Genomic DNA, 25,929 nt, shown 5'->3' on the forward strand with positions numbered 1-25,929 from the left:
GACCCCGCCCAGGGGCGTCCCCCGTCCGACGGCCGGCTGGAGGTCACCTGGGCGGACCCCACGTACGACTTCCCCCAGTGCCACGGCGTCGACGTGTACGCGCGGGGCCTCGACAAGGCGGCCCCCGAGGCGCGGGACCGGGTGGACGAGCTCCTCGCGCCGTACCGGGGCCGGGTGGAGGAGAGCGTCGTCCACCGGCTCCACGACCGCTGACCGTCCGAACCACCCTGGAGAACCCGTCGATGACGCCCGTCCCCCGCCCCCGGCGCGAGTGGCACTCCCTGCCGTTCCCGCTCGCGCTCCTGGAGCTCAAGAGACAACGGGAGCTGCTGCGCGCGCGCAATCTGTACGGCACGGGCGGCCCGGCCCACGAGCGGCCCCGCACCCCGACCCCCGAGCTGCTGCCGTACCGCAGCTACGACGGCTCCGGCTACGACCCGGGCGACGTCGACATGGGCCGGGCGGGCACCGGCTTCGCCCGCAACTGCTCCCCGCGGCGGAACGCCCCGGAGGACGTGGAGAAGGAGCTGTGCTCCCCCAGCCCGCGCGAGGTCAGCAGGCAGCTGCTGCGGCGCAGTTCGGGCTTCCGCCCGGCCTCGTCCCTCAATCTGCTGGCCGCGGCCTGGATCCAGTTCCAGACCCACGGCTGGTTCAGCCACGGCACCGCCACGGCAGGGGAGCCGCTGGACGTACCGCTGCCGGAGGGCGACGACTGGCCGCGCTGTCCCATGCTCGTCCCCCGCTCCGGCACGGCCGCCGTGCCGCGCCCCGGTCCCGCGCGCCCGCCGGTGCACCAGAACCCGGCGAACCCGGTGTACGAGAACACCGTCACCCACTGGTGGGACGGCTCGCAGCTCTACGGGTCGAGCGAGGAACGCTGCCGGGCCCTGCGCACGGGAGAGCGCGGCAGGCTCGCCGTACCGGACGGCAGGCTGCCCGACGAGACGGCGCCGGGCCGCTCCGGCATCGACCTCACCGGCTTCAACAACGACTACTGGGTCGGCCTGTCCCTGCTGCACACGCTCTTCGCCAAGGAGCACAACGCGATCTGCGACCGCCTCGCCGCCGCCCGGCCCACCTGGGGCGACGAGCGGCTCTTCCACACGGCCCGGCTCGTCAACACGGCGGTCATGGCCAAGATCCATACGGTGGAGTGGACCCGGGCGATGGCCGACCGGCCGGTGGCCCGGGCCGCCGCGCACATCGACTGGTACGGCGTGCTGCCCGCCCGGGTCCGGAGCCGTGTCGGGCGGTTCGGCAGGGGCGAGGGGCTCTTCGGCATCCCCGGCTCCCCCACCGACCACCACCGGGCCCCGTACGCCATGACCGAGGAGTTCGTCTCGGCGTACCGGCTGCACCCGCTGGTGCGCGACGAGTACGCCGTCCACTCGCACCGCACCGGCGCCCTCGTCGAGCGGACCGGTTTCGAGCGGCTCCACGGGAGCGCGACCCGGCAGGCCGTGGAGCGCTGGGGCTGGCCGGACCTGCTGTACTCCTTCGGGGTGATGAACCCGGGTGACATCACCCTGCACAACCACCCCGACTGTCTGCGCGATTACACCCGGCCCGACGGGGAGCGGCTCGACCTCGGCACGGTGGACATCCTCCGCGACCGCGAGCGCGGCGTCCCCCGCTACACCGCGCTCCGCGCGGCCCTGCACCGGCCGCCGGTCTCCGACTTCGAGGAGCTGACCGGCGGCAACGTGGGCCTGGCGGCGGAGCTGCGCGAGCTGTACGAGGGGCGTCTCGACCGCGTCGACACCATGGTCGGCCTCTACGCCGAACCCCGGCCGCGCGGCTTCGCGTTCAGCGACACCGCGTTCCGGATCTTCGTGCTGATGGCGTCGCGGCGGCTGAAGAGCGACCGCTTCTTCACCACCGACTACCGTCCGGAGGTCTACACCCCCGAGGGCATGGAATGGATCGAGCGCACCGGGATGACCGACGTCCTGCTGCGCCACCACCCCGAACTCGCCCGCCCCCTGCACGGGGTGCGCAACGCGTTCTCGCCCTGGCGGAAGCTGCGACCCGGAGGGAGCAACTGATGGAGCGCCACGAGACGTGGTCGCGGCCCGTCCGCGAACAGGCCGCGGAGCTGCGGGAGCAGGCCCGCCGTCTGCGGGCGGGCGCGGCGGGCGTCGACCTGCCGGACCCCGACGGGGCGGCCCTCCGCAAGCAGATCCTCACCCACGCGGCCCGTGCGGAGTCCGCGGCGCGGTCCTTGGAACGGGCGGCGGACGCGCTGGCCGACCACGAGGCGGTGCTCGCTGCGCTGGCCAGACGGGAAAGTGGCTGAGCCATTTCCTACCGGGGGCTCCGCCCCCGGGCCCCCGGCGCCTGTCGAATTGCCTCTTGTGGTCCGTGCGCGGCTGCGGGCCGGTGGGGGGCTGGTCGCGCAGTTCCCCGCGCCCCTGACGGGGCGCCCCTTACACGCGGGCGTACCAGCGGTCTTCCCTCAGCTCTGCCAGGCCCTGGTCGGCGAAGCCCGCCACGTGTTTCTGGATCGTCCGTGCCTGGTATCCGACCGCCGCGGCCAGCTCCTCCAGTGAGGCCCCCGCCGCACCGCGCCCGCGCAGTCCCTCCCAGGTTCGCGCGGCGTGCCGCCCGAGCTCGGGGACCACCACTTCCGGTTCCGCGGCCGCCGCCACGGCCACGGAACCGGCCCTCGGGCGCGGTGTGCGGTTGACCTTGCGATGCCGACGGCCCTTCTGGCGCTTGCTCATGGATGTACCACTGCTCCGTCCTGCTGACGCGTGCGTTCGTCTCCGTGCGTCAACTCGGCGCGGCGGCGGCCGGTTACGGGCGTTCCACCGTGTGTGCGAAATGTGTGCGATGCATCACGCATCGCGAGCGACGGGAGGGGCCGCGGGCCCGCTGTGCCGGGTATGTGACGCTTGGGGCGTGCGCATATTGATAGTCGAGGACGAGGTGGGGCTCGCCGAAGCGCTCCGTGAGGGGCTGGCCGCCGAGGGGCACTGGGTGGATGCCGTCCACGACGGGCGGCGCGGCCTAGAGGCGGCGCTCACCGGTGCGTACGACGTGATCGTGCTGGACGTGATGCTGCCCGGCCTCGACGGCTACGAGATCTGCGGGCGGCTGCGCAGGCTCGGCCAGTGGACGCCCGTGCTGATGCTCACCGCGAAGGACGGCGAGTACGACGAGGCGCAGGGCCTGGACGCGGGGGCGGACGACTACCTCTCCAAGCCGTTCTCCTTCGTGGTGCTGAGCGCCCGGCTGCGCGCGCTGGCCCGGCGCCACTCCGTGGCGGGCCCCGGTCCGCTCCGGGCGGGCGATCTCGTCCTGGACGCGGCGGCGCGGGTCTGCCGCCGGGGCGACCGCGAGATCGAGCTGACCGCGCGCGAGCTGTCCGTACTGCGCTGCCTGATGACGAGCGCCGGGCAGGTGGTGGCCAAGCGGGACATCCTCGACGAGGTCTGGGACTCCCCCGCCGACACCGACCCGAACATCGTCGAGGTCTATGTCTCCTCGCTCCGCAGGAAGATCGACGCACCCTTCGGCCGTCGCACCATCGTGACCGTGCACGGCGCGGGCTACCGGATCGCGCCCGACGGTGACTGACGCCGTGACCGGGCGGCGGAAGCGGCCGCGGCTGCTGCCGCGGACCGTCCGGGGCCGTGCCGCCGCGGCGGCGGCCCTGGCGATGGCCCTGGTCCTCGGGGTGGGCGGCAGCTGGCTCTACGCCGTGCTGCGCGCCAATCTGCTGGACACCACCAACAGCCGCACCGAGCTCGCCGCGCGCGAGGTGGCCGCGCAGGCGGACGCCGGGAAGCTGCCCGGGCTGCTGGCCGCGCCCCGGTCGGGCGTCGACGTGGTGCTCGTGCTGGACCCGCGCGGCGGGCTCGTCGCCACGACCCGGCCGTCCGCGGGCCCGCTCGCCCGGGAGATCGGGGCACTGCGCCCGGCGAAGGGGCAGGACGCGGCGTCACGCGTCGCGCCCGGCTCCGCCGCGACCGGCGGGGACCGGGTGGACGTGGTGGTGGTACGGGCCTCGGCGGGCACCGAGGAGCGGTACGTCTACGCGCTGACCGTCCTCAACGATGTGGACGGCGCCACCCATGCCATCGCCCTCGGGCTGCTCGCGGGCGCCCCGCCGCTGATCGCCCTGGCCGCCTTCATCGCCTGGGCGGTGACCGGGCTGGCACTGCGGCCGGTGACCCGGATCCGTACCGAGCTGGCGGCCGTCACCCCGAGCGGGCTGGACCGGCGGGTTCCGGAGCCCGCGGGAGGCGACGAGGTCGCGCTGCTGGCCCGTACCGTCAACGTGACCCTGGACCGGCTGGAGCAGGCGGTCGGGCGGCAGCGGCAGTTCGTCGCCGACGCCTCGCACGAGCTGCGCAACCCGGTCGCGGCGGTCCGCTCGCGGCTGGAGGTGGCACTGGCGGCCCCCGGCGGGCCGACGGAGTCCTCCGTGCGCGAGGCGCTGGCGGAGACGGCGCGGCTCCAGCGCGTGGCCGCGGACCTGCTGCTCCTGGCGCGGCTGGACGCCCGGGCGCCGTCGGCGGGCGGCGAGCCGGTGGACCTGGCGCTGCTCGCGGCGGAGGAGTCCGCCCGGCGGCCCGCCACCAGGGTGCCGCTGACCGTACAGGCGGACGCCCCGGTGCCGATGCGGGGCCGCGCGGGCCAGCTGGAACGGTTGCTGGCCAACCTCGTCGACAACGCCCTGCGGCACGCCGCGGGCCGGGTCACGGTCGGCGCGCGTCTCACGGCGGACGGCGCGGAGGCCGTGCTGGAGGTGGCCGACGACGGACCGGGCATCCCCCGGGAGCGGCGGGAGCAGGTCTTCGAGCGGTTCGTGCGGCTGGACGCGGCGCGGGACCGGGAGAGCGGCGGCAGCGGGCTCGGGCTCGCCATCGCCCGGGAGATCGCGCTCGCGCACGGCGGGAGCCTGGTGGCCGCGGAGGCGGAGGGCGGCGGAGCCCTGCTGGTGGCGCGCTTCCCACTGCCCCTGCCCGTCTTGGCCGATTCCTGAAGTTCCTGAAGGTTCGTTCAGGAACTTCAGGTTTCCTTCAGGCCGCGCGGTCCACCATTGATCGGTGTGACCGTGGAATCCGTGCAACTCGAGGGCCGTGACGAGAGCCCGGCGACGCCGGAGCGCCCCCGGGCATCGCGGCGCCGCAACCGTGAGGCGCTGCTGCTCGGGCTGGCCGTGCTGATCAGCTGTTCCGGTTACGCGTACACCGGCCTGTCCGTCAACGGCAGCCTGCCGAGCGGGCTTCCCGGCTTCGTCGCGAGCATGGTGTGCCTCGCGCTCGTCCCGCACCTGGCCGTGCGCCGCTGGGCGCCGCGTGCCGACCCGCTGATCCTGCCGCTGTCCGTGCTGCTCTCGGGCATCGGGCTGGTGCTGCTCTTCCGCCTGGACTTCGCCTACAGCGCCAGATACGCGAACGCCGCTCCCACCGCGTCCGGCCAGTTGCTGTGGACGGTGATCGGGGTGGCGGTGTGCGTCGGCGTCCTGCTGGTGCTGAAGGACCACCGGTGGCTCCAGCGCTACATCTATGTGCTGATGGCGGTCGCGCTGGTGCTGCTGATGGCGCCCGCGTTCTTCCCCGGCGACACGTACGGCGCCAAGCGGTGGATCTACATCGGGCCGCTGTCGTTCCAGCCCGGCGAGTTCGTCAAAACCATGATCGCGGTGTTCTTCGCCGGCTATCTGGTGACCCACCGGGACGCGCTGGCCCTCACCGGGCGCAAAGTACTGGGCGTACGGCTGCCGCCGGGGCGACAGCTCGGCCCCATCCTCGCCGTGTGGGTGCTGAGCCTGCTGGTGCTGGTCTTCGAGCGGGACCTGGGCACCTCGCTGATCTTCTTCGGGCTGTTCGTGGTGATGCTCTACACCGCGACGGAACGCATCAGCTGGGTGCTGTTCGGCCTGGCGATGGCCGTCGTGGGGGCCACGGTGGTGGGCTCGACCGAACCGCACGTCAAGGGGCGCATCGTCGCCTGGCTGCATCCCTTCGACATCTTCCTGCCGGAGGACAAGCGGCCCAAGGGGCTCATCTCCAGCCAGCTCGCGGACGCGCTGTTCGGCTTCGGCAGCGGGGGTGTCACGGGCGCGGGCCTCGGGCAGGGCCACCCCGAGCTGATCGGCTTCGCGGGCCGCAGCGACTTCATCCTGACGACCGTCGGGGAGGAGCTGGGGCTCGCCGGGACGATGGCGGTGCTGGTGCTCTACGCGCTGCTGGTGCAGCGGGGGCTCAGCGCGGCGGTGGCCACGCGCGACCCCTTCGGCAAACTCCTGGCCGTGGGCCTCGCGGCGGCCCTGGCCCTCCAGGTCTTCGTGGTGGCCGGAGGCGTCCTCGGCCTCATCCCCCTCACCGGCAAGGCCCTCCCCTTCCTGGCCAAGGGCGGCTCGTCCCTGGTGGCGAACTGGCTCCTGGTGGCCGTTTTGCTCCGCATCAGCGACTCGGGAAACCGCGCCCCTTGAGGGGCGCGGGGAACTGCGCGGCCAGCCACACGCAGCCTGCGGCCGCGCGCCGACCGCAAGAGGCACCCCGGTGGGCACGGGGTCCAGGGGCGCAGCCCCGGAGCCGCTCCCCTGAGATGACGGCGCCCCATGGCCGTATGGCCATGACTGCACGCCGCACCTACCGTTGGTGAACGGAACGGCCAACTCCCCGTCAGGGAAGGGGTACGCATGACCACCGCACATGTCGAGCCCACCGCCTATCCGTTCAACGAGCCGTCCGGGCTCGCCCTCTCCGAGTCGTACGAGGCGGCGCGCCGCGGCGACGGCCTGCTGCGCGTGCGGCTGGAGCACGGGGAGCCCGCCTGGCTGGTGACCCGGTACGCCGACGCCCGGCTCGTCCTCGGCGACCGCCGCTTCAGCCGGGCCGCCGCCGCGGCCCACGACGAGCCCCGCCGGACACCGGGGCGGCGCGAGCCCGGGCTGCTCGGCATGGACCCGCCGGACCACACCCGGCTGCGGACGCTCGTGTCGAAGGCGTTCACCGTGCACCGGGTCGAGAAGCTGCGGCCGACCGTGCGCGCCCTCGCGGAGAGACTCCTGGACGACATGGTGGCGGCCGGGCCGCCCGCCGACCTCGTAGCGCGGTTCGCGCTGCCGCTGCCCGTCGCCGTGATCTGCCGGCTGCTCGGGGTGCCCGTCGAGGACGAGGGCCGGTTCCGCGTCTGGACCGACGCCTCGCTGTCGACGAGTCCGCTGACCTCGGAGGAGATGGCGGCGACCCGGGACGAGTTCCGCGCGTACATGTCGGGGCTGATCGCGGCGCACCGGGCGCGGCCCGCCGACGACCTGATGACCGCGCTGATCGAGGCGCGTGACGTCGAGGACCGGCTGTCCGAGCTCGAACTGATCGACCTGTGCGACGGCCTGCTCACCGCCGGGCACGAGACGACGGCGAGCCAGATCCCCAACTTCCTCTGGACGCTGCTGGACCACCCGGAGGAGTTCGCGCGGCTCTGCGCGGACCCCGGGCTCGTGCCCGCGGCGGTGGAGGAGCTGATGCGGTTCGTCCCGATCGGCGTGGGCGCGTCGTTCGCCCGGTACCCGACGGAGGACCTCGAGGTCGGCGGCACGCTCGTACGCGCGGGCGAGCCGCTGCTGGTGGCGGTCGGCGCCGCGAACCGGGACGCGCTGCGTTTCAGCGCGCCGGAGGCGCTGGACCTGGGCCGCGAGGGCAATCAGCACCTGGGCTTCGGGCACGGTGTGCATCACTGTCTGGGCGCCCCGCTGGCCCGGCTGGAGCTCCAGGAGGCGCTGCGGGGGATCGTGCTGCGGCTGCCCGGCGTCCGGCTGGCGGGCGACGTCCAGTGGAAGACGGAGATGCTGGTCCGCGGCCCGCGTTCGATGCCGGTGAGGTGGTGAGGATGGGCTGGCACGTCACGGTGGACCGCGGGCGCTGCATGGGTTCGGGCATCTGCGCGGCCCTGGCCCCGGAGCTCTTCGAGCTGGACGGCGAGCGGTCGCGGGCGCGCAGCCCCGAGATCCCGCCCGGCGAGACGGCCCTGGACGCGGCGGACTCCTGTCCGGCCCTGGCGATCACCATCACGGACGGCGCGGAGACCGTGGGCCCACGTCCGGACTGACGGGCGGACCACGCCCTGACGTGCGGCCCGAGTTCGACCCGATCGAGTGCCAACAGAACAGGTGTGCATGGTCCCTTGCGGGTACGTTCCGGGCGCCCGGGTCATTTCCTCCCCAGGCACCCGGATTCTGCGAAAGGGCATCATTCATGCCGGAAGTACCACATAGCAGCCGACTCCGTGGCGGGGCACTCGCGCTCCTGGCCCTGCTCTCGGCGCTCTCGGCCCTCACCGCGGCCCCGCCCGCGGTGGCGGCCACGGCGGCGCCCGCGCCTTCGAGACCCGTCGTGACCACCGACCACGGCCAGGTCCGCGGAGTGGGGCACGGCACGTACGCCACCTACGAGGGCATCCCGTTCGCGGCGCCGCCCACGGGCAGGCTGCGCTGGCAGTTGCCCGCGCCCGCGGCGAACTGGCGGGGCGTCAGGGACGCGGGCGCGCCCCGCGAGCGCTGTGCGCAGCAGTCGCCGGAGTCCCCGGGGAAGACGGTGGGTTCGGAGGACTGCCTCTACCTCAACGTCACCACGCCGACGGGCCGGGCGGCGGGCAAGGCCGCGGAGAACCCCCCGGACAAACCCACGGACAAGCCCGCGGCCAAGGGCAGGCCCGTACTGGTGTGGGTGCACGGCGGCGGCTTCACCTCGGGCAGCGGCAGCGACTACGCCGGTGAACGGCTCGCGGTCAGGGGCGACGCGGTCGTGGTCACGGTCAACTACCGGCTGGGCATGCTGGGTTTCTTCGGCCACCCGGCCCTGGGCGGCGCGCCCGACTTCGGTCTCGCCGACCAGCAGGCGGCCCTGCGCTGGGTGCGGGCCAACGCCGCCGGGTTCGGCGGTGACCCGCGCAACGTGACCCTGTTCGGCGAGTCGGCGGGCGCGCTCAGCACGTGCGCCCAGCTCGTCTCCCCCGGGTCGGCCGGTCTCTTCCACAAGGCCGTCGCGCAGAGCGGCTCGTGCATGACGCAGATCCCGGCGGGCGCCACCGACCCGGGCGGCGCCGCGTACAGCCCCTGGACCCCGCAGAACAAGGTGCGGGACGCGGGCGCCGACGCCGCCCGCCGGCTGGGCTGCGCGGACGGGGCGAACGCGCTCGCCTGTCTGCGCGGGCTGCCCTTGGCGAAGCTGGTGACGCCGGAGCTCACGGAGGCGTTCTCGACCGTCGCCTACGGCAACGCCCTCCTGCCCGAGCGGCCCGAGCGGGCCCTGGAGGCGGGCCGTTTCCACCGGGTGCCGGTCGTGCAGGGCACCAACCACGACGAGATGCGGCTGTTCGTCGCCCAGACCCTGGCGAACCACCCGATCCCGGACGCGAACACCTACCGCACCCGGCTGACGGGCACCTTCGGCTCCGCCGCCGGTGCGATCGAGGCGCTCTACCCGGCGGCGAAGTATCCCTCGCCCGCCCTGGCGTGGTCCGCCGTGCTCACGGACCGCGCGTGGACGTGCACGACCCTGCGGGCCGACCGCGCGCTGGCCGCGCGGGTGCCCACGTACGGCTACGAGTTCAGCGACCCCGACGCCCCGGTCATCTCCGGCATCCCGGTGGTGAAGGGCTTCCCGTACGGGGCCACGCACGCCTTCGAGATGCCGTACCTCTTCGACATCCCGGCCGAGCCCGCGTTCACACCCGCGCAGCGCGAGCTGTCGGGGCGGATGGCCGACTACTGGACCCGCTTCGCCCGGACCTCGCGCCCGGACCCGGCCGGGGCCCCGAAGTGGCCCGCCTTCCAGGACAAGGCGCCGCTGGTGCTGTCCCTCGCGCCGGGCGCGGGCGGCATCCGGGCCCTGGACCCGGCCGTCGAGCACCACTGCGCGTTCTGGGACGCGCACCGCTGACCCGCTGATCCGCTGATCCCGCGCTGCGGGGCGCGCCGGGCCGTCGCACGATGAAGGCATGCTCCTGGCCGACCTCGCCCGGGTGTCCGCAGCCGTCGCCGCGACGGGTTCGCGGTCGGAGAAGACCGGCCTGCTGGCCGGTCTTCTGCGCGTCGCCGGCCCCGAGGAGGCACCGGCCGTCGTCACGTATCTGGCGGGACGGCTGCCGCAGGGCCGGGTCGGGATCGGCTGGAGCCTGCTGCGCGACGCGCCACCGCCCGCCACCGCGTCCTCCCTCAGCGTGCGGGACGTGGACCGGGCGGTCGGCGCGATCGCGGCGGTGGCGGGCAAGGGCGCGCGGGCGGAACGGCAGCGGCTGGTCTCCGCGCTGATGGCGGCGGCCACGGCGGAGGAACAGCGCTTCCTGCGCGGCCTGCTCGGCGGCGAACTGCGGCAGGGGGCACTGGACGCGCTGGCCGTCGAGGGCCTCGCGGCCGCCGCGGACGCGCCACCGGAGGACGTACGGCGGGCCGTCATGCTCAGCGGCTCCACGGCGGCCGTGGCACGGGAGCTGCTGGCGCACGGCCCGGCGGCACTGTCCGCGTTCCGGCTGGAGGTGGGGCGCCCGGTGCTGCCGATGCTCGCGCGAACCGCCGAGGACGTGGACGACGCGCTGGACCGGCTGGGGCCGTGCGCGGTGGAGGAGAAGCTGGACGGCATCCGCGTACAGGTCCACCGGGACGGCGAGCGCGTACGCGTCTGGACCCGCACCCTGGAGGAGATCACCGACCGGCTGCCGGAGCTCGCCCGCGTGGCCCGCGAACTGGCGGTGGAACGCGCCGTGCTGGACGGCGAGGTGATCGCCCTCGACGGGACGGGCAGGCCACGCCCCTTCCAGGAGACCGCGGGCCGGGTGGGCTCCCGGCTGGACGTGGCGGGGGCCGCCGTCTCGGTCCCCCTGTCGCCCGTCTTCTTCGACCTGCTCGCCGTCGACGACCGCGACCTGCTGGCCCTCCCGCTGACCGAGCGCCACGCGGAGCTGGCACGCGCGGTGCCGGAGCCGTTGCGGGTACGGCGCCTGGTCGTGGCCGAACCCGCGGACACGTCGGCGCGGGCGGCGGCGCGGGAGTTCGCCGAGGTGGTGCTGCGGCGCGGCCACGAGGGCGTGGTCGTCAAGGCGCTCGACGCGCCGTACAGCGCGGGCCGCCGGGGCGCGTCCTGGCTGAAGGTCAAGCCCGTCCACACACTGGACCTGGTGGTCCTGGCCGCGGAGTGGGGCCACGGCCGCCGCACCGGCAGACTCTCCAACCTCCACCTGGGCGCACGACGGCCGGACGGCTCGTTCGCGATGCTCGGCAAGACCTTCAAGGGCCTCACGGACGCGCTCCTGTCCTGGCAGACGGAACGCCTCCTGGCCCTCTCCGTCGGCGACGACGGCTTCGTGGTGCGGGTGCGCCCGGAGCTCGTCGTGGAAATCGCGTACGACGGCGTCCAGCGGTCCTCGCGCTATCCGGAGGGGGTGACGCTCCGTTTCGCGCGCGTCGTGCGCTATCGCGAGGACAAGCGGGCGTCGGAGGCGGACACGGTGGCGACGGTGAGAGGTTCCCTGCCCTTGTGACCAGAGGCTGCGCTACGGTCGGTCAGCTCTGCATCGGTTCGCCCCCGCGAAGATCGTTCAGGTGGGAGAGTCGTAGGAGACGCCCACCGAGCAGGGGACGGTTTCCGCCCCGCCCTCCAGCATCGCCCGGCAGATCCGCTCCGCGTGTTCACGGGTCATGACGAGCTCCACTCGATCCTCCTTTCCGGAGAGGTCCGCAGACTTCCCGACGGAGATACTCACAGAAACGGCCCCGTCCTCGCCGGACAAGGCGGTAACCCTGCCGTCGACAACACCAGGAATCATGGCTTCTTCACACTTCACTAGACGCGAATGCGCACGCTCGCGCGTGTTTACGCTTCGGGGTTCAGGGCGGCCACGGCGAACAGTTCGGAATGCATCCGACGTCGGTCCACCCCGGTCGCGGACAGGAATCCCCGCACCGCTCCGACCAGTCCTGCCGGACCACATACGTAGAACTGGGTCGCCTCGTCGTCCGGTGCCCAGCCAACGGTTTCGAGCAGCCGCCGCAGGTCATCGGCGTCGATCCGTCCGGTACGGTGCGGAGCCACGGCCTTCTCACGGGAGAGGACATGCCGAACGGTGAACCGGCCCGGGAACCGGCTCTCGAGTTCGGCGATGTCCGCAGCGAACATGGTGCTCGACGCCGTGCGATTGCCGTAGACGAGGGCGAATTCGTCGCCACGCAGCAGAGCCGCCTGCGCCATGGCGAGGACCGGGGTGATGCCGGAGCCGGCGGCCACCGCGAAGTGGCGACGCCCGGCCCGGAGCCGGAACCGTCCCCGCGGCCTCAGGACCCCGACGGTCGAACCGGGCCCCAGCTTCCTGTGGGCGACCTCACCGAAGCCTCCGAGCCCCAACAGCCGGACGGCGATACGCACGGAAGACGGGGCGGAGCCGTCGGCAGGTGGAGCGTGGCAGACCGAATAGGAGCGGAATTCCTCCTCCCCGTCCGCGCCCATGAACCGGACCATGACGTACTGGCCCGGCTGGTACCGGAATTCCTCCCGGACCTCCGGTGGCAGCTCGAAGGTCAGGGTGACGGCGTCCTCGCCCTGCCGACCGACGTCCGTGACCGTCAGCTCGTGATGTTCGCTGCTCATGGCATCCCCCCTGGAGGCGGCGGTGTTGATACCGGCCTCGTCCCTTTCCGCCCTCCGGCGGATCTCTCGGTGATCTCTCGACGGTTCAGGCCCTGACCGCGGCCGACTGCGCGGTGACGACCTTCGACCGCAGCGGGCGGAACACGAACACATAGGTCGCGCATGCGACGATTCCAGTGGCAAGGAAGAGCCACTGGACGGGCAGCGCTCCGCCGGTCACCGCGACCAGCAGGCCCGCGACCGGCATGGTGCTCTGATTGAGCAGCACGATGAAGCTGATGACGCGTCCTCGCTCCTCCGGTGCGATCCAGTGCAGCCGCTCGACCCGGATGAAGACGTTGAACAGGCCACAGAGTCCGATGCACAGTCCGTATCCGGCGACATACACCGGGAAGGACCCGCCCAGGCCTATGAGGAGCCCTCCGAAAGCGCTCGCTGCGAAGGACGCCGCGCCGATCCGGTACACCGAGAAACGGCGTGTGAGCCATGGCATCAGAAAGAACGTGACCAAAGAGAGCGCCCCCACAGTCATCTGAAGGCTGGCGAAGGCGCTGTTGCCCACCTTGAAGTGGCCGACGCTCAGCGCCGCCCCGGTCGTCATGGCAAGGCCGACCATCAGGTTGACCACCATGCCCAGTCCGACCAAGGACAGCAGGACCGGCGCGGCCACGAGGCCCCGGACACCGGCCCGGAGCTCACGCGCAACGCTCCGTTCCGGATCCCTGGCCCTCTTCGCCGACGGTGTGCCAAGTTCCTTCAAGGTGACCACCGAGCAGGCGCTCACAGCGAACATGGCTCCGACCACCCAGAGCAGTTGCGTCGGCGCGGCCCAGAACAACAGCGCACCGCCGAGAGCCGGCCCGAAGACGCTCGAACCATTGTTGATCATCTGAAGCAGACTCTGCGCCTTGGCGAGGTCCGCTTCCGGCACCAGCTCCGGAACGGTGGTCTCCAGCGCGATGAAGGACTGGGCGTAGCAGAAAGCACACAGTGCCATCAGCACCGCGGTCAGCGCGAAGGTGTGCCCAGGCCAGTGCAACACCGCCAGTACCGCGCCGAAACAGGCCACCGCGCGGACGGAATCACTGGCGGCGTAGATACGGCGTCCTCCGAAGCGGTCGGACAGCACGCCGGCGAAGGGCAGCGAGACCAGCCGTGGCAGCCACTCGATCATAAAGGCCAGACCCGACAGGGAAACACTTCCTGTCGCGGCATAGACGATGAGCGGCACCGCGAACTGCAGAATTTGGTCGCCCAGGGTGGAGAACAGACGCGCCCCGAGAAACAGCCAGATCCGCCAGCCGTACACTACGCCTCCAAAATTAGCTACGGCTCCTGGACCAGAGTCCGTTCCTCGATCGCCCGGGCCAGGATGTCCAGTTGGTCGAGGAGTGTCTTATGGTCGTCCGCCGTCACCACGATGTGACCGATGAAATCCCCGTTGTCCTCGACATCAACGCGCACCCGGTCCGACGGTGAGCTGCTGAACGCGGCCTCGTGCATTCGGATGTCGAGAGCATCGGCCAGTCGCACAACATCGGGAAGTCCCATGAGTATTCCGTCACGAGGGGCACGCAGCATGCGTATGCCGCTATAGGACCGGGGTTCGAGTCGCACATGGCGCATGTCACCGCTCACCGACCAGTGCAGCCAGACCCGCCACGGGTCGAAATCAGCGAAGGAAAGTCTGGCCAGGTCCCAGATGCGCATGCCTCCGGGACGCATATTGGTCTCGACGGCCGCCACCCCGTCCGCCATGAGAAACAGTTCGTTGTGGAACGCTCCGCTGCCGGCAGAGACCAGTTCCCGGACATGCGTACCGGCCCGGTCCAGTGCCGCGGCCTGCTCCTCCTCCAGCGGCGCCGGGACGATCTGCTGGATCTCGGCACGGAAGCGGCCTTCGTCCGTCGTACGCTTCTCGGTCAGCCAGCGAAACCCACCGACGAAATCCCAGCTGTACTCGGATGCGTCCCGCACCAGCGTCTCGACCATGACGCCCGATGCGTGGTAAGGCCGCAAGGTCTCCCACACACCGGGGCACATGTCGACGCTGGAGACGGCCTGGCAACCACGACTGTTCCCCTCGTTCACCGGTTTGACGAAGGCGGTGCCTCCGAGTCGCCGCACCGCCGCCTCGAATTCCGGCAGTGTGTGCACCGGCAGACTCAGCAAGGGAAGGTAGCCGTCCGGGTGCGCACGAGCCGCTGACTCGATCTCGCGGAATCGCAACTTGTCCAGACCGGCTGCGGCCTGTGCCGGTTCGGCACCGGGCAGCGCGAAGTGACGCGCCAGCCAGGCCCCCAGCGGAACTCCCCGATCGGAGAACGGCAGTATGCCCACGGGACGCAGGCCGAGGCGCCGGATGTCGCGCACGACGGATTCGGCTGCCATGCCGCTGTCGGCATTCCCGAGGGGGGCGCGGAGCACCACGTCGGCGGCGGCATGGTCCTGAGGCCTCACCTGCTCCGTGACGAGCACAAGGTCCGCCCGGTACTCCCGACGGCAGAGCTCGCGCAGCTTGGCGACGTCGTATATGCGCGTGTTGTTGTACCCGACAATGATGAAGCAGTCCCTGGTCATCGCGTCTCCACGACCGCGGTGGTGGCGAATATCTCCCGCAAGGTCTCCCGCACCTCCGAGGCCGTGCTGCCCTGCACCACGCCGGACAGCGGCGTCGCTCCCGCGGCATAGCTGATCTGTCCCGCGTGCGCCTTGGGGCGGGCGTTGTGGGTGAAGGAGGACAGGCGTCCGGCGTACCGGGCCGGGTCGAAGTCGACGTCCATCCCCTGCGTGCGGTGGTGGGCGGGGTACACGAACCAGCCGTAATAGCGGGCGGAAAGCTGTGGACCGTCCGTGGGGACGCTGCCCGTGAGCTGGTATTTCAGGTCCGCCTGATAGAGGTCGATGCCTGTACGCAGCGCGAAGGCGTCGGCCACTCCGGCACCGCCGACCCGGCTCGCGGTCTCCAGAAACACGAACTTCCCGGCCTGCGTACGGATGGCCTCGTAATGGAAGGATCCGTTCTTCTGCCCGAGCGCAGTGAGCGTATCGCGCAGCATGGACAACAGAGCAGGATCGTCGGGGACCTGGCCCGAACCGAGCGGACTTCCGTGGGCGAACTTGAGGCAATCGCCCACGTAGGTACTGCACACGACGGCCCCGAACTCACCGTCCCGCAGATACCCGTCGACGTGCCAGACCTCCCCCGGGACGAATTCCTCGACGAAGTACCCGTCGACGTCGTCACGGACAGCCGGCTGGGCGAGAATCTGCGTGGGTGTACCCAGCTGGATGCCGGTGCTCGACGCCTCCAGACGCGGCTTGACCAGGTAGGTACCCGTGGCAGGAGGATTCCGGCGGAATTCCTGGTTGCTCCAGAAGGAGGGCTGCGGAATTCCTGCTTGCCGGGCCAGCGTGCGCATCAGCCACTTGTCGCGTACAGGCAGTACGTCCGACTGTACGTCGCCCGGGATGCGGAATCGCTCGCGCAGGTCGGCCGCGGTGAGGAGGTCGTATTCCGAGCGAGCGATCAGGTGGTCGGCCGCGCTCAGCCAGTCCGCGTGCCGTTCGGCCAGTGACCGGGCGTCACCGGCACCGGCTTCGACAACCCGCCACTCGGCTCCGGCGGGAAGGCCACCGGGGTCTCCTGTCAGGCAGAGATAGCGGACCGTGTGTTTCTGGTGGTCGACGGCGAGATCGTAGCGGAACCGAGCGAACGGGATGCGGTGCAGAATGACGATGTTCATGAGCTGTACTCAATCTTGAGGTGCTTCTCTGTTTCCCGGATGAAGTCGTCGAGTGCGTCGGGGTTTATACCGGTGGTGTCCCAGAGCGTCTGCCCGATGAATATCTCCCGGTCCACGAGCGGCAGCAGCTCGCCCTCCTTCACGAACAGCTTCTCCTCGAGCACGTCGACCTCACCCGGCCGACTCTCCAACTGCGCGATACGGCGGCCTGGTTCGCCGAAGTAGACCCGGAAGAACGTACTGTTGCCGCTGCTTTCCGGTGCTTCGACGAGCTCTTCCAGCAACAGGGAGATCCATCGGTCCAGCAGGTCGATTCCACAGTGCCTGCGTGTACTGGCCACGATGTAGGCCCCGCCGATACGGGGGTTGGCCTCCACCAGTTCCCAGCCACGGTCACGCTGGAAGCGCGCCTCGACGTGATAGACACCCGTGTCCGCCCCGAGCGCCTGCAGGCACCGTGTCACGTAGGCGATGCCTTCGTCGACTTCCGACCGGCTCAGGGACTTGGGCGGGCAAACGCAGGCGTTCTCGAGCGTGGTCCGGCCGACCTGCCGCAGATCGACCTTCTCGTGCACGGCATGCACGGTCGGTGTGCCGCGCACCACGCCGACTTCGAAGCTGCACTCGATGCCGTCGATGAATTCTTCGATGAGAAAGGCGGGGCGTCCTTGGAAGACCCCGTCGTAGGCACGGTCCTGCTGCGCTTTCCGCCACAGTGCGTCCAGCTCTTCCACCGCTCCGAGACGGTCGGCCCGGAAGGCACCCAGCGAGGCGAGTCCCTCGCACGGCTTGATGAAATAGCGCGTCCTGTCCGTTAGGCCGTGGAAGCGCGACTCGTCGAACGGCCAGGCGGAGACCTTCGACAGGCCGTGCTCGCGCAGCCTGGTCCGCATCGCGAGCTTGTCCCGGAGCCCGCGCACTGCCTCTTCCGTGAGATCAGCCGTACCGAGGCGGTCATTCGCGTAAGCCATCAGCTCGCGATAGGCGTCCCAGACCGTCAGGCACCCGAGCAGCCGCACATCCGCCTCTTCCAGGGTTTTCAGGAAGAAGTCGATGTCCGGGCGGCGCAGCGAATGGGCGTCGGTGATGTGCAGGAGCTCGACGTCGGCCTCCCAGCGCGCCGTCACATCGCGCGCCGAACGGGAGGCCAGTACATAGGTCTTGACACCGCGCCGGTGCAGAGCCTCGGCGATCGGCTCCACCATCGACAACAGTTGGTGTGAAAGGACAAGAAATCCGGTCTTACCAGCCACGTCAACTTCTCTTTTCCGATCACGCACTCCGGGGCCGAGGCCAGGCACCTCAGCCCCGGAGCACACCAGGTTCGTCAGGCGGTGTGCGTGGCGTAACGGTCGTGCAGGTCGACGAAGAACATCTTGAGGATGTCCTGGATCTCCGCCAGGTACCTCTTGATGTCGACGATGTCCTGCTCACCCTCGATGAACTGGCTCAGGATGTCCCACATGTCCTGCGTGTGGTCCTCGACCAGGTCCGTGTTGAGGTGCGAGGCCTGACCGACGATCATGTCCTTGCCCAGGGAGTCGGACATCGCCTTGATCTGCTTCGGTGTGATCTTCTGGGTCGTGTACTCGACCAGGTAGCTGTAACAGATCACACCGAGCGGCTTCTCGTGCTCCGCGACGAAGTACAGGTAGCCCGCGAGAAGCCGGGTGTAGAAGCTCGGCTCCGTCTCGAAGATCTGCTCCGCGCTGATCCCAACCTTCTCCGCATCCCTCATGAACAGGACGTCGTGCAGCATCTCCTCGTCCTGGTAGGCCGCGTACAGCTGGGCCGCCTCCGCGTTGCCGCGCGTGATCTTGTGGAGCGCGTTGGCCTGCGCGGTGCGCATCAGACGGATACGCCAGGCGTGCTCCACCAGCGTCTGCTTGTAGTACTCAAGGTTGACGTCGCTTCCCTCGAGGTGCCGCGCATAGGGAACCGTCGCGTTCCACTCGTCGATCTTCCCGTCCAGGAAGGTGTCGATCTCCTTCTTGGCCTGCTTGCTGTCCTCGGCGCTCAGAAAGGGCTTGCGGCGCAGCAGTGCGGTGTCGGTGAGACGGTTCTTGGCTTCGTTGACAGACATGGAAGAATCCCCCTAGTTGACTTCGTACAGAACGACATCGCCGTGCGCCCGGCTCTGGCAGGCCAGACGCATGGCGGGGTCGGATATTTCGAGCAGCGCGAAGAGCCGTTCTTCTTTCTCGGTCCTGGGCGACATGTTGTGCGCGCCTTCCTCGACGCGCACCATGCACATCCCGCATTTTCCAGACCGGCAGCCGAACGTGACGTAGTCGACCATGTCCTTCAACGGGACCGATTCGTCGAACTCCAGCGACTCTTCAGCATTGACAAATCTGAGATTCGACACAAGACACCTTTGCTTTGGCGCCACCCGAAGCCGGCTCAACAGTCAGGGCAGACTTGCGAGGCGGTCGGGAGAGCAGCGGGCAACCACACGCCGATTTGGGTGGGCTGCCCACACGCGGCAGCGCGAGAAAAAAGCGACCCGTGTGCTGTGCTGTTTCAGCCGTCGTACCGAATGCCGGAGGGAGCACCCTCAGGGCAGTGCAAGCGGATGGTGCGGCGATGCATTGGTGAATCCCCCCGGACATTACCTTCGGCACGCTTCCTGCCGAGTGACCGCCTCGACAAGAGCTACTCGGCGAGAATTCCATTCAGTGCACTGGGCTTGGCGACGATCATGCCACTCCGAAGATCATGCTTCAACGGTTTGTAAGGCCGAAGACACCTGGAGTGAGACACGTCACCGGAAAGCCACTGGTGTGCTGATGTGCGAGCCCTCAACTTCCCGCAACGGTAAGGACGATGACAACGGATCTGGAAGCTCCACTTCCAAATACTGTATGTCTTCCATGAGTTCAGACGGACGTGAGTGCCGGGAGGTGAAGGAAACCCCTGGTGCGCCACCCGGAGGGTTGATCCGGGGGCCGGGATTCCGCCGCGTCGGCGGTCCGCCTATCGTTCACCGTGGAGAAACGAACGATCACGCTCCGGTGACCCCGGCCGCTGTACGGGCTCCGAGCGACGGAAGTGAAGGAACGGCATTGGATCTGGACCCCGACCGCTCCTCGACGCACGGCGGCCAAGAGGCGCCGCAGAACCGCCTGTCGGGCGCGGCAGAGACAACCTGGCAGCTCGCGGACCCGGCCGACCGGGCCGCCCTGGCCCCGGCCGTACGGCTGCTGGGCGCGGTCTGGCCCGCCATGCTCGACGAACTGCGGGCGTCGGTCGCCCAAGTGGTGCTGTCCGACGACACGACGGCGGAGGGCGACCACACCGATGCTGTTCCCCAGGGCACCGTCCTGATCGACCGCCACTGCCTGACGCCCTCCCCGGACGGCCTCCTCGGCTCGGTACGGCTGGCGGAGGCCCTGGTCCGCGAGGGCACGCGCACGCGGTACGACGCGGCGGCGGAGTGCGAGCCGTTCGTGACCGGCGCCGCCCCCGCCGGACCGTTGCGGCGGATGGTGGTGCTGTCCCGTTGCGCCCTGCTCTACCGACGGCTGCTGGAGAGCGGGCCGGCCGCGGAGCCCGCGCTGGAACAGCGCCACGCACGGCTGCTCGCGGACCTCGGCGAGGCCGTGGCCGCGGTCGGCACCCACCGCGCGGAACTGACGGACCGCGGCCTCCGCCTGCTGGACCGCGGCGCGCGTCTGACGAGCGGAGCGGCTCTGTAGGACGGCGCGGGGTGTCGCGTCGCCAGGACGACGCGACACCCTGACGTCCGGGGGGAAGGGCCGCGGACCGTCTGTTACTTGAAAAGCTCCAGCAGGTCCTGCCGTCCGAACACCTGGGCCGCCTCCACCGCGGACGGCGTCCCCGCCGTCGGGTCCGCGCCGTGCTCCAGCAGGGCGCGGACGACCTCGTCCTCGCCCTTGAAGACCGCTCCCGCGAGCGGCGTCTGACCCTTGTCGTTGGCCCGGTTCGGGTCGGCGTCGCGCTCCAGGAGGGCGCGGACGACGTCGAGGTGCCCGTGGTAGGCGGCCAGCATGATCAGCGTGTCGCCCCGGTCGTTGGTGAGGTTGACCGGAACGCCCGCGTCCACGTACGCGGCGAGCGTGTCCTTGTCGCCGTGCCGCGCCAGGTCGAACACCTTGGCCGCGAGCTGCAGCACCTCGGGGTCGTGAGCGGGCTCGGTCTCGGGGGTCTGCTCGGTCATGGTCTGCGGTCCTCCGGGTTCGCGGCTGACGGCCTGTTGACGTGGCCGCTGCCTACCCTACGTACGCCCACCGGCCCGGAACCATGGGCTCCGGGCCCGCCGCGCGCGCCGCGGCCGTCCGCCGGGGCCCCGCGGGCGCCCGGCGGAGGTTCGGACGCGCCCGAACGGGTGAATCGCCCGGATCCTCCGCACCCGGCAGCGCCCGCTCGCGCCGATCCCGGACGGGCCCGATTTCACGCCGTGTTCACGCGGTTCGCCGTCTCCCCCGGACCACCGCCCACGCACCTCGCCGGGGCACGCGGAGCCCATGGGGGGATTCTTCCGCTTTTGCCTAATTAGCACTTTCTGTGAGTCTTGAGGAACGCGTGGTGACCGTTCCGACCGCCCAGGAGCTCGTCATGATCCTCTCCATCTCCGGCGTAGTGCTGTTCGGTGTCATCGTCTTCCTGTTCTTCCGCAAGGACGGACTCAAGCCCACCCACGGCATCGTGTGCGCCCTGTTCGGCTTCTACCTCTCCGGGACGGCCATCGCGCCCAGCATCAAGGCGGGCAGCGCGAGCCTCGCCGGGCTGCTGGGCGGCCTCAAGTTCTGACCCGTCCCGACTCGCCTCACCGACGGCAGGAGGACGACGTGGGCCCGCGACCGCGTTCCGGCGGCGTCACCCCCGGCCCGGCCCGCGTGCGGGGGCGCGAGCTCACGCGCACGGTCGCCGACTGCGCCGCGGACGTCCTGCACCCGCTGGTCTCCGTGCTCCGCGGGCTGCGGGTCCTGGCGGTGGGCGGGTGCCGCGCCTGGGCGCGCACTCCCAGGGACCGGCGCGGGCCCGCCGTGGTGCTGGTGGGCTCCTGCCTGGCCATCGTGGCGCTCGTGCCCTACGGGCCGCTGTGCGCCGCGGTCGCCCTGATGGTGACGGCGGGCTGGGCGGGCCGGGAACGCGTCCCTGCCGACACGGCCGGCACCGACGCCGAGCACGAGCGGCTCCAGGTCCTGTACGAGTGCCTGGTGCCCTACCTCGCCGTGCCGGAGGACCCGCGTCCGCTCTACGCGCACGGCGGCGACTGGCGGGAGGCGTTCACCGACCACGCCTTCGAGGACGGACGGCTGGTCTCCCTCCGGCTGCGCTACCCCGCCCACTTCACCGACAGCGAGGCCGAATCCCGCTCCCGCGTCGAGCAGTTGCTGGAGGCCAAGGCGGGCCGGGGCCGCGAGTACCGGTTCGGCTGGGACCAGGAGGCCAACCTGCTCACCGTGACCGTGCTGCCCGCGCTGCCGGACGACATCCGCGCCCAGCGGTTCGTGACCGCTCCCGGCGAGACCGTGCTCGGCTTCACCGACCCGGACGCGGTGCAGCGCACCCTGCCGGTCCTCGACGGCGACGGCGGCCACCGGGACGCGCCGCCCGTCGTCTGGCGCACCGGCAGGCGCTCCACGGAACCCCACCTGCTGGCGCTCGGCAGACCGGCCGCCGGGACGACGACCCTGCTGCGCTCGATCGCGCTCCAGGCGCTCCACCACGGCGACGTGGTACTGGCCGACGGCGGCGGCTCCGGCGGCTACGCCTTCCTCGTCGGCCGGGAGGGCGTGCTGGCCGTCGAGTCCGCCCCCGCGGGCGCGCTCGCCGCGCTGGAGTGGGCCGCCCACGAGACCGAACGGCGGCTGATCGGCGCCGACCAAGCCCGGCAGCAGGGCCGCCCGCTGCCCGAGGACGTGCGCCGCCCGCTGTGGATCGTCATGGACCGGCCCACGGCCCTCGGCCACCTCGCCGCGGGCGAGGGGCGACCCGACCCCCAGGAGCTGCTGGACGTGCCCCTGCGCCACGGCCGGGCCGCGGGCGTCACGGTCGTCGTGGGCGAGCACCTGGAGAACGCCGGGCTGCTCGGCGCGTCCGTGCTCGCCCACACCCGCTCGCGGGTCGTCCTCGGCCCCGTCACCCCCGAGCAGGCCGGGGCCGCGCTGGGCGCTCCCCCGGACAGCACCCCCGTACCGGACGTGCCGCCCGGCCGGGGCTACGCACGCCTCGGCTCGGGGCCCGTGTACCGGGTCCAGGTGCCCGCCACCCCGGACCCGTTCGACGAGGAGACGTCCGAGACCGAACGGCAGGCGGTCCTGGCCCTCCTCCCGCAGGGCGGCGGCGCGGCGTACGGCACCGGGGTCGAGCAGGCCGCCGAAGCGACGGTCCGGGGCACGGCCGGGGAGGCCGCCGGGGACGCGCCCTCCGGGCCGCGGTTCGGCGGCGGGGAGCCGATGTCCGCTCAGGCCACGTAGGTCCGCGGCGCCTCGACGGCCGCCGTGGCGCCGCTCGCCACGAGCCGGGCGGCCTCGGCGAGCCGGCTCGTGGCCTCCTCGGCGACCGCGCTCGTCACCGTGAACGGCACCCGGACGAACCCCTCGAAGGCCCCGTCTATCCCGAAGCGCGGGCCCGACGGCACCCGTACCCCCAGCCGCTCCCCCGCCTCGGCGATCCGCGAGCCGGACAGGCCGCCGGTACGCACCCACAGCGTGAGGCCGCCCTTGGGCACCGTGAACTCCCAGTCGGGCAGGTGGCGTCCGAGCGCGTCGACGACGGCGTCACGGTTCTCGCGCGTGGTGGTACGGCGCAGCGCGACCGCGGCGTCCCAGCCCTCGGTGTTCAGCAGCCAGGTGACGGCGAGCTGTTCGAGCACGGGCGTACCCAGGTCGGCGTAGGCGCGGGCGGCGACCAGGCTGCGGATCACATCGGGGGCCGCGCGCACCCAGCCGATCCGCAGGCCCGCCCAGAAGGACTTGCTCACCGAACCGACGGTGACCACGGCACTGCCCCCGGGGTCGAAGGCACACATGGGCCGGGGCATGTCGAGCTCCGGCTCCAGGAAGAGCTCGGACATCGACTCGTCGGCGACGACCACCGTGCCCGCGGCGCGGGCGGCCTCGACCAGCTCCCGGCGCTGCTCGTCGGGGGCGAGGGCGCCCGTGGGGTTGTGGAAGTCGGCGATCACGTACGCCATGCGGGGCGCGGCGTCGCGCAGCACCTGGCGCCAGGCCGACAGGTCCCACCCGGCGAGCCCGTCGGCCATGGCGACGGGCACCAGCCGGACGCCCGCCTCGCGCATGAGCTGCAGCACGTTGGCGTACGACGGCGACTCGACGGCGACCCGCTCGCCGCGGCCCGCCAGCAGCCTGCAGATCGCGGCGGCGGCGCCCATGGCGCCGGTGGTGACCATGATCTGCTCGGGCATCGTGGGGATGCCCCGGGCGGTGTAGCGGTCGGCGATGGCCTGGCGCAGGGCGGGCAGGCCCGCCGGATAGTCGCCGTGGGTGTGCGCGTACGGCGGCAGCTCCTCCAGCGCGCCCTGGAAGGCCCGGGTCAGCCAGGGCTCGGGCGCGGGCAGGGCGGCGCAGCCGAGGTCGATGACGGAACCCGTCGCCTCCGGGGGCAGCGGGTCGAGACCGCGGGTGGGCAGCGGGTTGCCCGCGGGCACCGAGGTCCAGCTGCCCGCGCCGCGCCGGGACTCCAGGAAGCCCTCGCCGCGCAGCGCCTCGTAGGCGGCGGCGACCGTGGTGCGGCTGACGGAGAGCGCGGTGGCGAGCTCGCGCTCGGCGGGCAGCCGGGCGGCGACCGGGACCCTGCCCTCCAGGACGAGCAGCCGGATGCCGTCCGCGAGGGAGCGGTAGGCCGGCGCGCGGCGGCCACCGATCAGGGTCACCACGCCGTGGCCCTGCCGCGCGTGCTGCGAACCGAGGAGCTGCGCGAGCTTCTGCGCCCCCACTGAAGAGGTCCACTGACTCATCCTGATCGGTCCACCTTTCCGGGATTGGCCATGGATCACTGCTGTTCCCAGTCCACAGACTGCCATGCGGCAGGCCACTCGTTCCACCGCTCGCCGCCGATTCGCCCGATCGACCACTCCAGGAGGCACCCATTGTCCGCGCCAGGAGGGCTCTTTCTCGCCCGCCGTCTGCTGCAGCTGTACGGCGGGCTCGTGCTGTACGGGGTGAGCGCGGGGCTCCAGCTGCGCGCCGGTCTCGGGCTGGCGCCGTGGGACGTGCTCAACCAAGGGGTCGCCCGGCACACGGGCCTGTCGATCGGCACCGCGTCGATCGTGATCGGCGCGGCGGTGCTGCTGCTGTGGATCCCGCTGCGGCAGCGGCCCGGGCTCGGGACGGTCTCCAACGTGCTGGTGGTCGGGCTCGCGATGGACGCCACCCTGGGCCTGACCCCGGAGCCGCGCTCGCTGTGGACACGGATTCCGCTGCTGGCCTTCGCGGTGGTGCTGTGCGCGGTGGCGACCGGTCTCTACATCTCCGCACGCTTCGGCCCGGGCCCGCGCGACGGCCTGATGACCGGACTGCACCGGAGGACGGGGCGGTCGGTACGGCTCGTGCGGACGTGCATCGAGGTGGTCGTCCTGGGCACGGGCTTCGCGCTCGGCGGGTCGGTGGGCGTCGGCACGGTCGTCTACGCGCTGGCCATCGGCCCGCTGGCACAGTTCTTCCTGCGCGCCTTCGCACTGCCGGAGCCGACGGCCGCCACGGTGGTCGCGGCGGCCGGCCCGAACGGGAAGTCCGGCGGGCGGAGCGTCGCGTCCGGACCGACGCCAGAGCGGGAAATTCCGGACCTGGTTTAGCCAGGGAGGGAGCGGGCCGGTAGTGTACGCCTTCGATCCACCAGATGTACCGTTACTGCGCGCTAAAGCCATAGAAACGCAGGGTGACATCCGTTGCCAGATGTGACAAAACGGGCGTTGGTGGGTACAACAAGGGGCGGCACGACGGGCGACGCATGTCCCTCAACGGGGAATCTTCACCGCCGACCGGACGTTGACCGGATGACGACGACAGCGACACCTGTCCTGTGGGCGACCAAGCCCGGGAGGCACGATTCATGAGTGAGCGAGCTCTCCGCGGCACGCGACTTGTGGTTACCAGCTACGAGACCGACCGCGGCATCGATCTGGCCCCGCGCCAGGCGGTGGAGTACGCATGCCCGAACGGGCATCGATTTGAGATGCCGTTCTCGGTAGAGGCGGAGATCCCGCCGGAGTGGGAGTGCAAGGCGTGCGGCGCCGTGGCACTCCTGGTGGACGGCGACGGTCCTGAGGAGAAGAAGGGCAAGCCCGCGCGTACGCACTGGGACATGCTCATGGAGCGGCGTACCCGCGAGGAGCTGGAGGAGGTGCTGGCCGAGAGGCTGGCGGTCCTGCGCTCCGGTGCCATGAACATCGCGGTGCACCCGCGGGACACGCGCAAGTCCGCGTAACGCGTAACGCCTCGCGGCGAGCAGCAGCAGTACGACAAGGGCCGGGCCACTACCTCTGGTAGTGGCCCGGCCCTTGTCGTGACCAGGTTGAGTGGGGGTTGCTGTGGAGGGGGATTTTCCCTGGGGGCTGCGCCCCCAGCCCCCCTCCGGGGGCTCCGCCCCTGGAC

24 protein-coding genes and 1 pseudogene are annotated in these 25,929 nt (G+C 71.4%); 15 read left to right on the forward strand and 10 right to left on the reverse strand.

Features of this window, described 5'->3' with window-relative positions:
* The 3 genes and pseudogenes from K6I34_RS06795 to K6I34_RS06805 form a co-directional block, all read left to right on the forward strand.
* Positions 1-213: pseudogene (locus tag K6I34_RS06795) on the forward strand (hypothetical protein); the annotation flags it as partial.
* Positions 214-242: 29 nt separating this feature from the next.
* On the forward strand, positions 243-2,045 hold the full coding sequence (locus tag K6I34_RS06800) for a peroxidase family protein (protein WP_229323187.1): 1,803 nt from the start codon (positions 243-245) through the stop codon (positions 2,043-2,045).
* Positions 2,045-2,296, forward strand: coding sequence for a hypothetical protein (locus K6I34_RS06805; protein ID WP_229323189.1), 252 nt, complete (start codon positions 2,045-2,047; stop codon positions 2,294-2,296). The genes K6I34_RS06800 and K6I34_RS06805 overlap by 1 nt, the downstream gene beginning before the upstream one ends.
* A 130-nt stretch (positions 2,297-2,426) precedes the next feature.
* Here K6I34_RS06805 and K6I34_RS06810 read toward each other — a convergent pair whose 3' ends face one another.
* Positions 2,427-2,723 (reverse strand): hypothetical protein, encoded by a 297-nt coding sequence (locus K6I34_RS06810; RefSeq protein WP_229323191.1) that lies wholly within the window; start codon positions 2,721-2,723, stop codon positions 2,427-2,429.
* Between the two features lie 178 nt (positions 2,724-2,901).
* Here K6I34_RS06810 and K6I34_RS06815 point away from each other — a divergent pair, with 178 nt between their 5' ends.
* The 7 genes from K6I34_RS06815 to K6I34_RS06845 all read left to right on the forward strand — a co-directional run bounded on the left by K6I34_RS06815 (position 2,902) and on the right by K6I34_RS06845 (position 11,496).
* Positions 2,902-3,579, forward strand: a complete 678-nt coding sequence (locus tag K6I34_RS06815; protein WP_229323193.1) for a response regulator transcription factor — start codon at positions 2,902-2,904, stop codon at positions 3,577-3,579.
* Complete coding sequence (locus K6I34_RS06820) at positions 3,572-4,990, forward strand: cell wall metabolism sensor histidine kinase WalK (protein ID WP_229323195.1); 1,419 nt, start codon at positions 3,572-3,574, stop codon at positions 4,988-4,990. The genes K6I34_RS06815 and K6I34_RS06820 overlap by 8 nt, the downstream gene beginning before the upstream one ends.
* Before the next feature lie 72 nt (positions 4,991-5,062).
* The gene (locus tag K6I34_RS06825; protein WP_374230830.1) at positions 5,063-6,445 is read left to right on the forward strand and encodes an FtsW/RodA/SpoVE family cell cycle protein; all 1,383 of its coding nucleotides are present in this window, start codon (positions 5,063-5,065) and stop codon (positions 6,443-6,445) included.
* 210 nt (positions 6,446-6,655) lie between these two features.
* Positions 6,656-7,846, forward strand: a complete 1,191-nt coding sequence (locus K6I34_RS06830) for a cytochrome P450 (RefSeq protein WP_229323197.1) — start codon at positions 6,656-6,658, stop codon at positions 7,844-7,846.
* Positions 7,847-7,848: 2 nt separating this feature from the next.
* The gene (locus tag K6I34_RS06835) at positions 7,849-8,067 is read left to right on the forward strand and encodes a ferredoxin (RefSeq protein WP_229323199.1); all 219 of its coding nucleotides are present in this window, start codon (positions 7,849-7,851) and stop codon (positions 8,065-8,067) included.
* A gap of 146 nt (positions 8,068-8,213) precedes the next feature.
* A complete protein-coding gene (locus tag K6I34_RS06840) occupies positions 8,214-9,899 on the forward strand; it encodes a carboxylesterase/lipase family protein (protein WP_229323201.1) in 1,686 nt (561 codons plus the stop codon).
* A 58-nt stretch (positions 9,900-9,957) separates the two neighbouring features.
* Complete coding sequence (locus K6I34_RS06845) at positions 9,958-11,496, forward strand: ATP-dependent DNA ligase (protein WP_229323203.1); 1,539 nt, start codon at positions 9,958-9,960, stop codon at positions 11,494-11,496.
* Between the two features lie 332 nt (positions 11,497-11,828).
* Here K6I34_RS06845 and K6I34_RS06850 read toward each other — a convergent pair whose 3' ends face one another.
* The 7 genes from K6I34_RS06850 to K6I34_RS38020 form a co-directional block, all read right to left on the reverse strand.
* Positions 11,829-12,599: an FAD-binding oxidoreductase gene (locus tag K6I34_RS06850; protein WP_229323205.1), complete on the reverse strand. Its 771-nt coding sequence runs from the start codon at positions 12,597-12,599 to the stop codon at positions 11,829-11,831.
* 85 nt (positions 12,600-12,684) lie between these two features.
* The gene (locus K6I34_RS06855; protein WP_229323207.1) at positions 12,685-13,908 is read right to left on the reverse strand and encodes an MFS transporter; all 1,224 of its coding nucleotides are present in this window, start codon (positions 13,906-13,908) and stop codon (positions 12,685-12,687) included.
* A gap of 17 nt (positions 13,909-13,925) precedes the next feature.
* On the reverse strand, positions 13,926-15,179 hold the full coding sequence (locus K6I34_RS06860) for a hypothetical protein (RefSeq protein WP_229323209.1): 1,254 nt from the start codon (positions 15,177-15,179) through the stop codon (positions 13,926-13,928).
* On the reverse strand, positions 15,176-16,345 hold the full coding sequence (locus K6I34_RS06865) for an acetyl-CoA carboxylase biotin carboxylase subunit family protein (protein WP_229323211.1): 1,170 nt from the start codon (positions 16,343-16,345) through the stop codon (positions 15,176-15,178). Before K6I34_RS06865 ends, K6I34_RS06860 begins: the two co-directional genes overlap by 4 nt.
* A complete protein-coding gene (locus tag K6I34_RS06870) occupies positions 16,342-17,598 on the reverse strand; it encodes an ATP-grasp domain-containing protein (protein WP_229323213.1) in 1,257 nt (418 codons plus the stop codon). The genes K6I34_RS06865 and K6I34_RS06870 overlap by 4 nt, the downstream gene beginning before the upstream one ends.
* 74 nt (positions 17,599-17,672) lie before the next feature.
* On the reverse strand, positions 17,673-18,428 hold the full coding sequence (locus K6I34_RS06875) for an iron-containing redox enzyme family protein (RefSeq protein ID WP_229323215.1): 756 nt from the start codon (positions 18,426-18,428) through the stop codon (positions 17,673-17,675).
* A 12-nt stretch (positions 18,429-18,440) separates the two neighbouring features.
* A complete protein-coding gene (locus tag K6I34_RS38020) occupies positions 18,441-18,713 on the reverse strand; it encodes a 2Fe-2S iron-sulfur cluster-binding protein (protein WP_229323217.1) in 273 nt (90 codons plus the stop codon).
* A 697-nt stretch (positions 18,714-19,410) separates the two neighbouring features.
* On the opposite strand from K6I34_RS38020, the gene K6I34_RS06885 reads away from it, so the two are divergent.
* Entirely contained in the window at positions 19,411-20,043 is a 633-nt protein-coding gene (locus K6I34_RS06885) for a hypothetical protein (protein ID WP_229323219.1), read from the forward strand.
* A gap of 74 nt (positions 20,044-20,117) precedes the next feature.
* Here the strand turns inward: K6I34_RS06885 and K6I34_RS06890 are convergent, their stop codons facing one another.
* Positions 20,118-20,525, reverse strand: coding sequence for an ankyrin repeat domain-containing protein (locus tag K6I34_RS06890; protein WP_229323221.1), 408 nt, complete (start codon positions 20,523-20,525; stop codon positions 20,118-20,120).
* A gap of 398 nt (positions 20,526-20,923) precedes the next feature.
* On the opposite strand from K6I34_RS06890, the gene K6I34_RS06895 reads away from it, so the two are divergent.
* Together K6I34_RS06895 and K6I34_RS06900 are read left to right on the forward strand one after the other, a co-directional pair.
* The gene (locus K6I34_RS06895) at positions 20,924-21,118 is read left to right on the forward strand and encodes a hypothetical protein (protein WP_229323229.1); all 195 of its coding nucleotides are present in this window, start codon (positions 20,924-20,926) and stop codon (positions 21,116-21,118) included.
* Positions 21,119-21,156: 38 nt separating this feature from the next.
* Positions 21,157-22,791 (forward strand): hypothetical protein, encoded by a 1,635-nt coding sequence (locus K6I34_RS06900; protein ID WP_229323223.1) that lies wholly within the window; start codon positions 21,157-21,159, stop codon positions 22,789-22,791.
* Here K6I34_RS06900 and K6I34_RS06905 read toward each other — a convergent pair.
* A complete protein-coding gene (locus K6I34_RS06905) occupies positions 22,779-24,293 on the reverse strand; it encodes a PLP-dependent aminotransferase family protein (RefSeq protein WP_229323224.1) in 1,515 nt (504 codons plus the stop codon). The two genes, K6I34_RS06900 and K6I34_RS06905, sit on opposite strands and share 13 nt — an antisense overlap.
* 132 nt (positions 24,294-24,425) lie before the next feature.
* On the opposite strand from K6I34_RS06905, the gene K6I34_RS06910 reads away from it, so the two are divergent.
* Both K6I34_RS06910 and K6I34_RS06915 read left to right on the forward strand, forming a co-directional pair.
* Positions 24,426-25,130, forward strand: coding sequence for a YitT family protein (locus K6I34_RS06910; protein WP_229323226.1), 705 nt, complete (start codon positions 24,426-24,428; stop codon positions 25,128-25,130).
* A gap of 257 nt (positions 25,131-25,387) precedes the next feature.
* The gene (locus K6I34_RS06915; protein ID WP_004948858.1) at positions 25,388-25,762 is read left to right on the forward strand and encodes an RNA polymerase-binding protein RbpA; all 375 of its coding nucleotides are present in this window, start codon (positions 25,388-25,390) and stop codon (positions 25,760-25,762) included.
* Positions 25,763-25,929 lie beyond the last annotated feature (167 nt).

This window comes from Streptomyces sp. UNOC14_S4 (assembly GCF_020740835.1).
Lineage (GTDB): Bacteria > Actinomycetota > Actinomycetes > Streptomycetales > Streptomycetaceae > Streptomyces.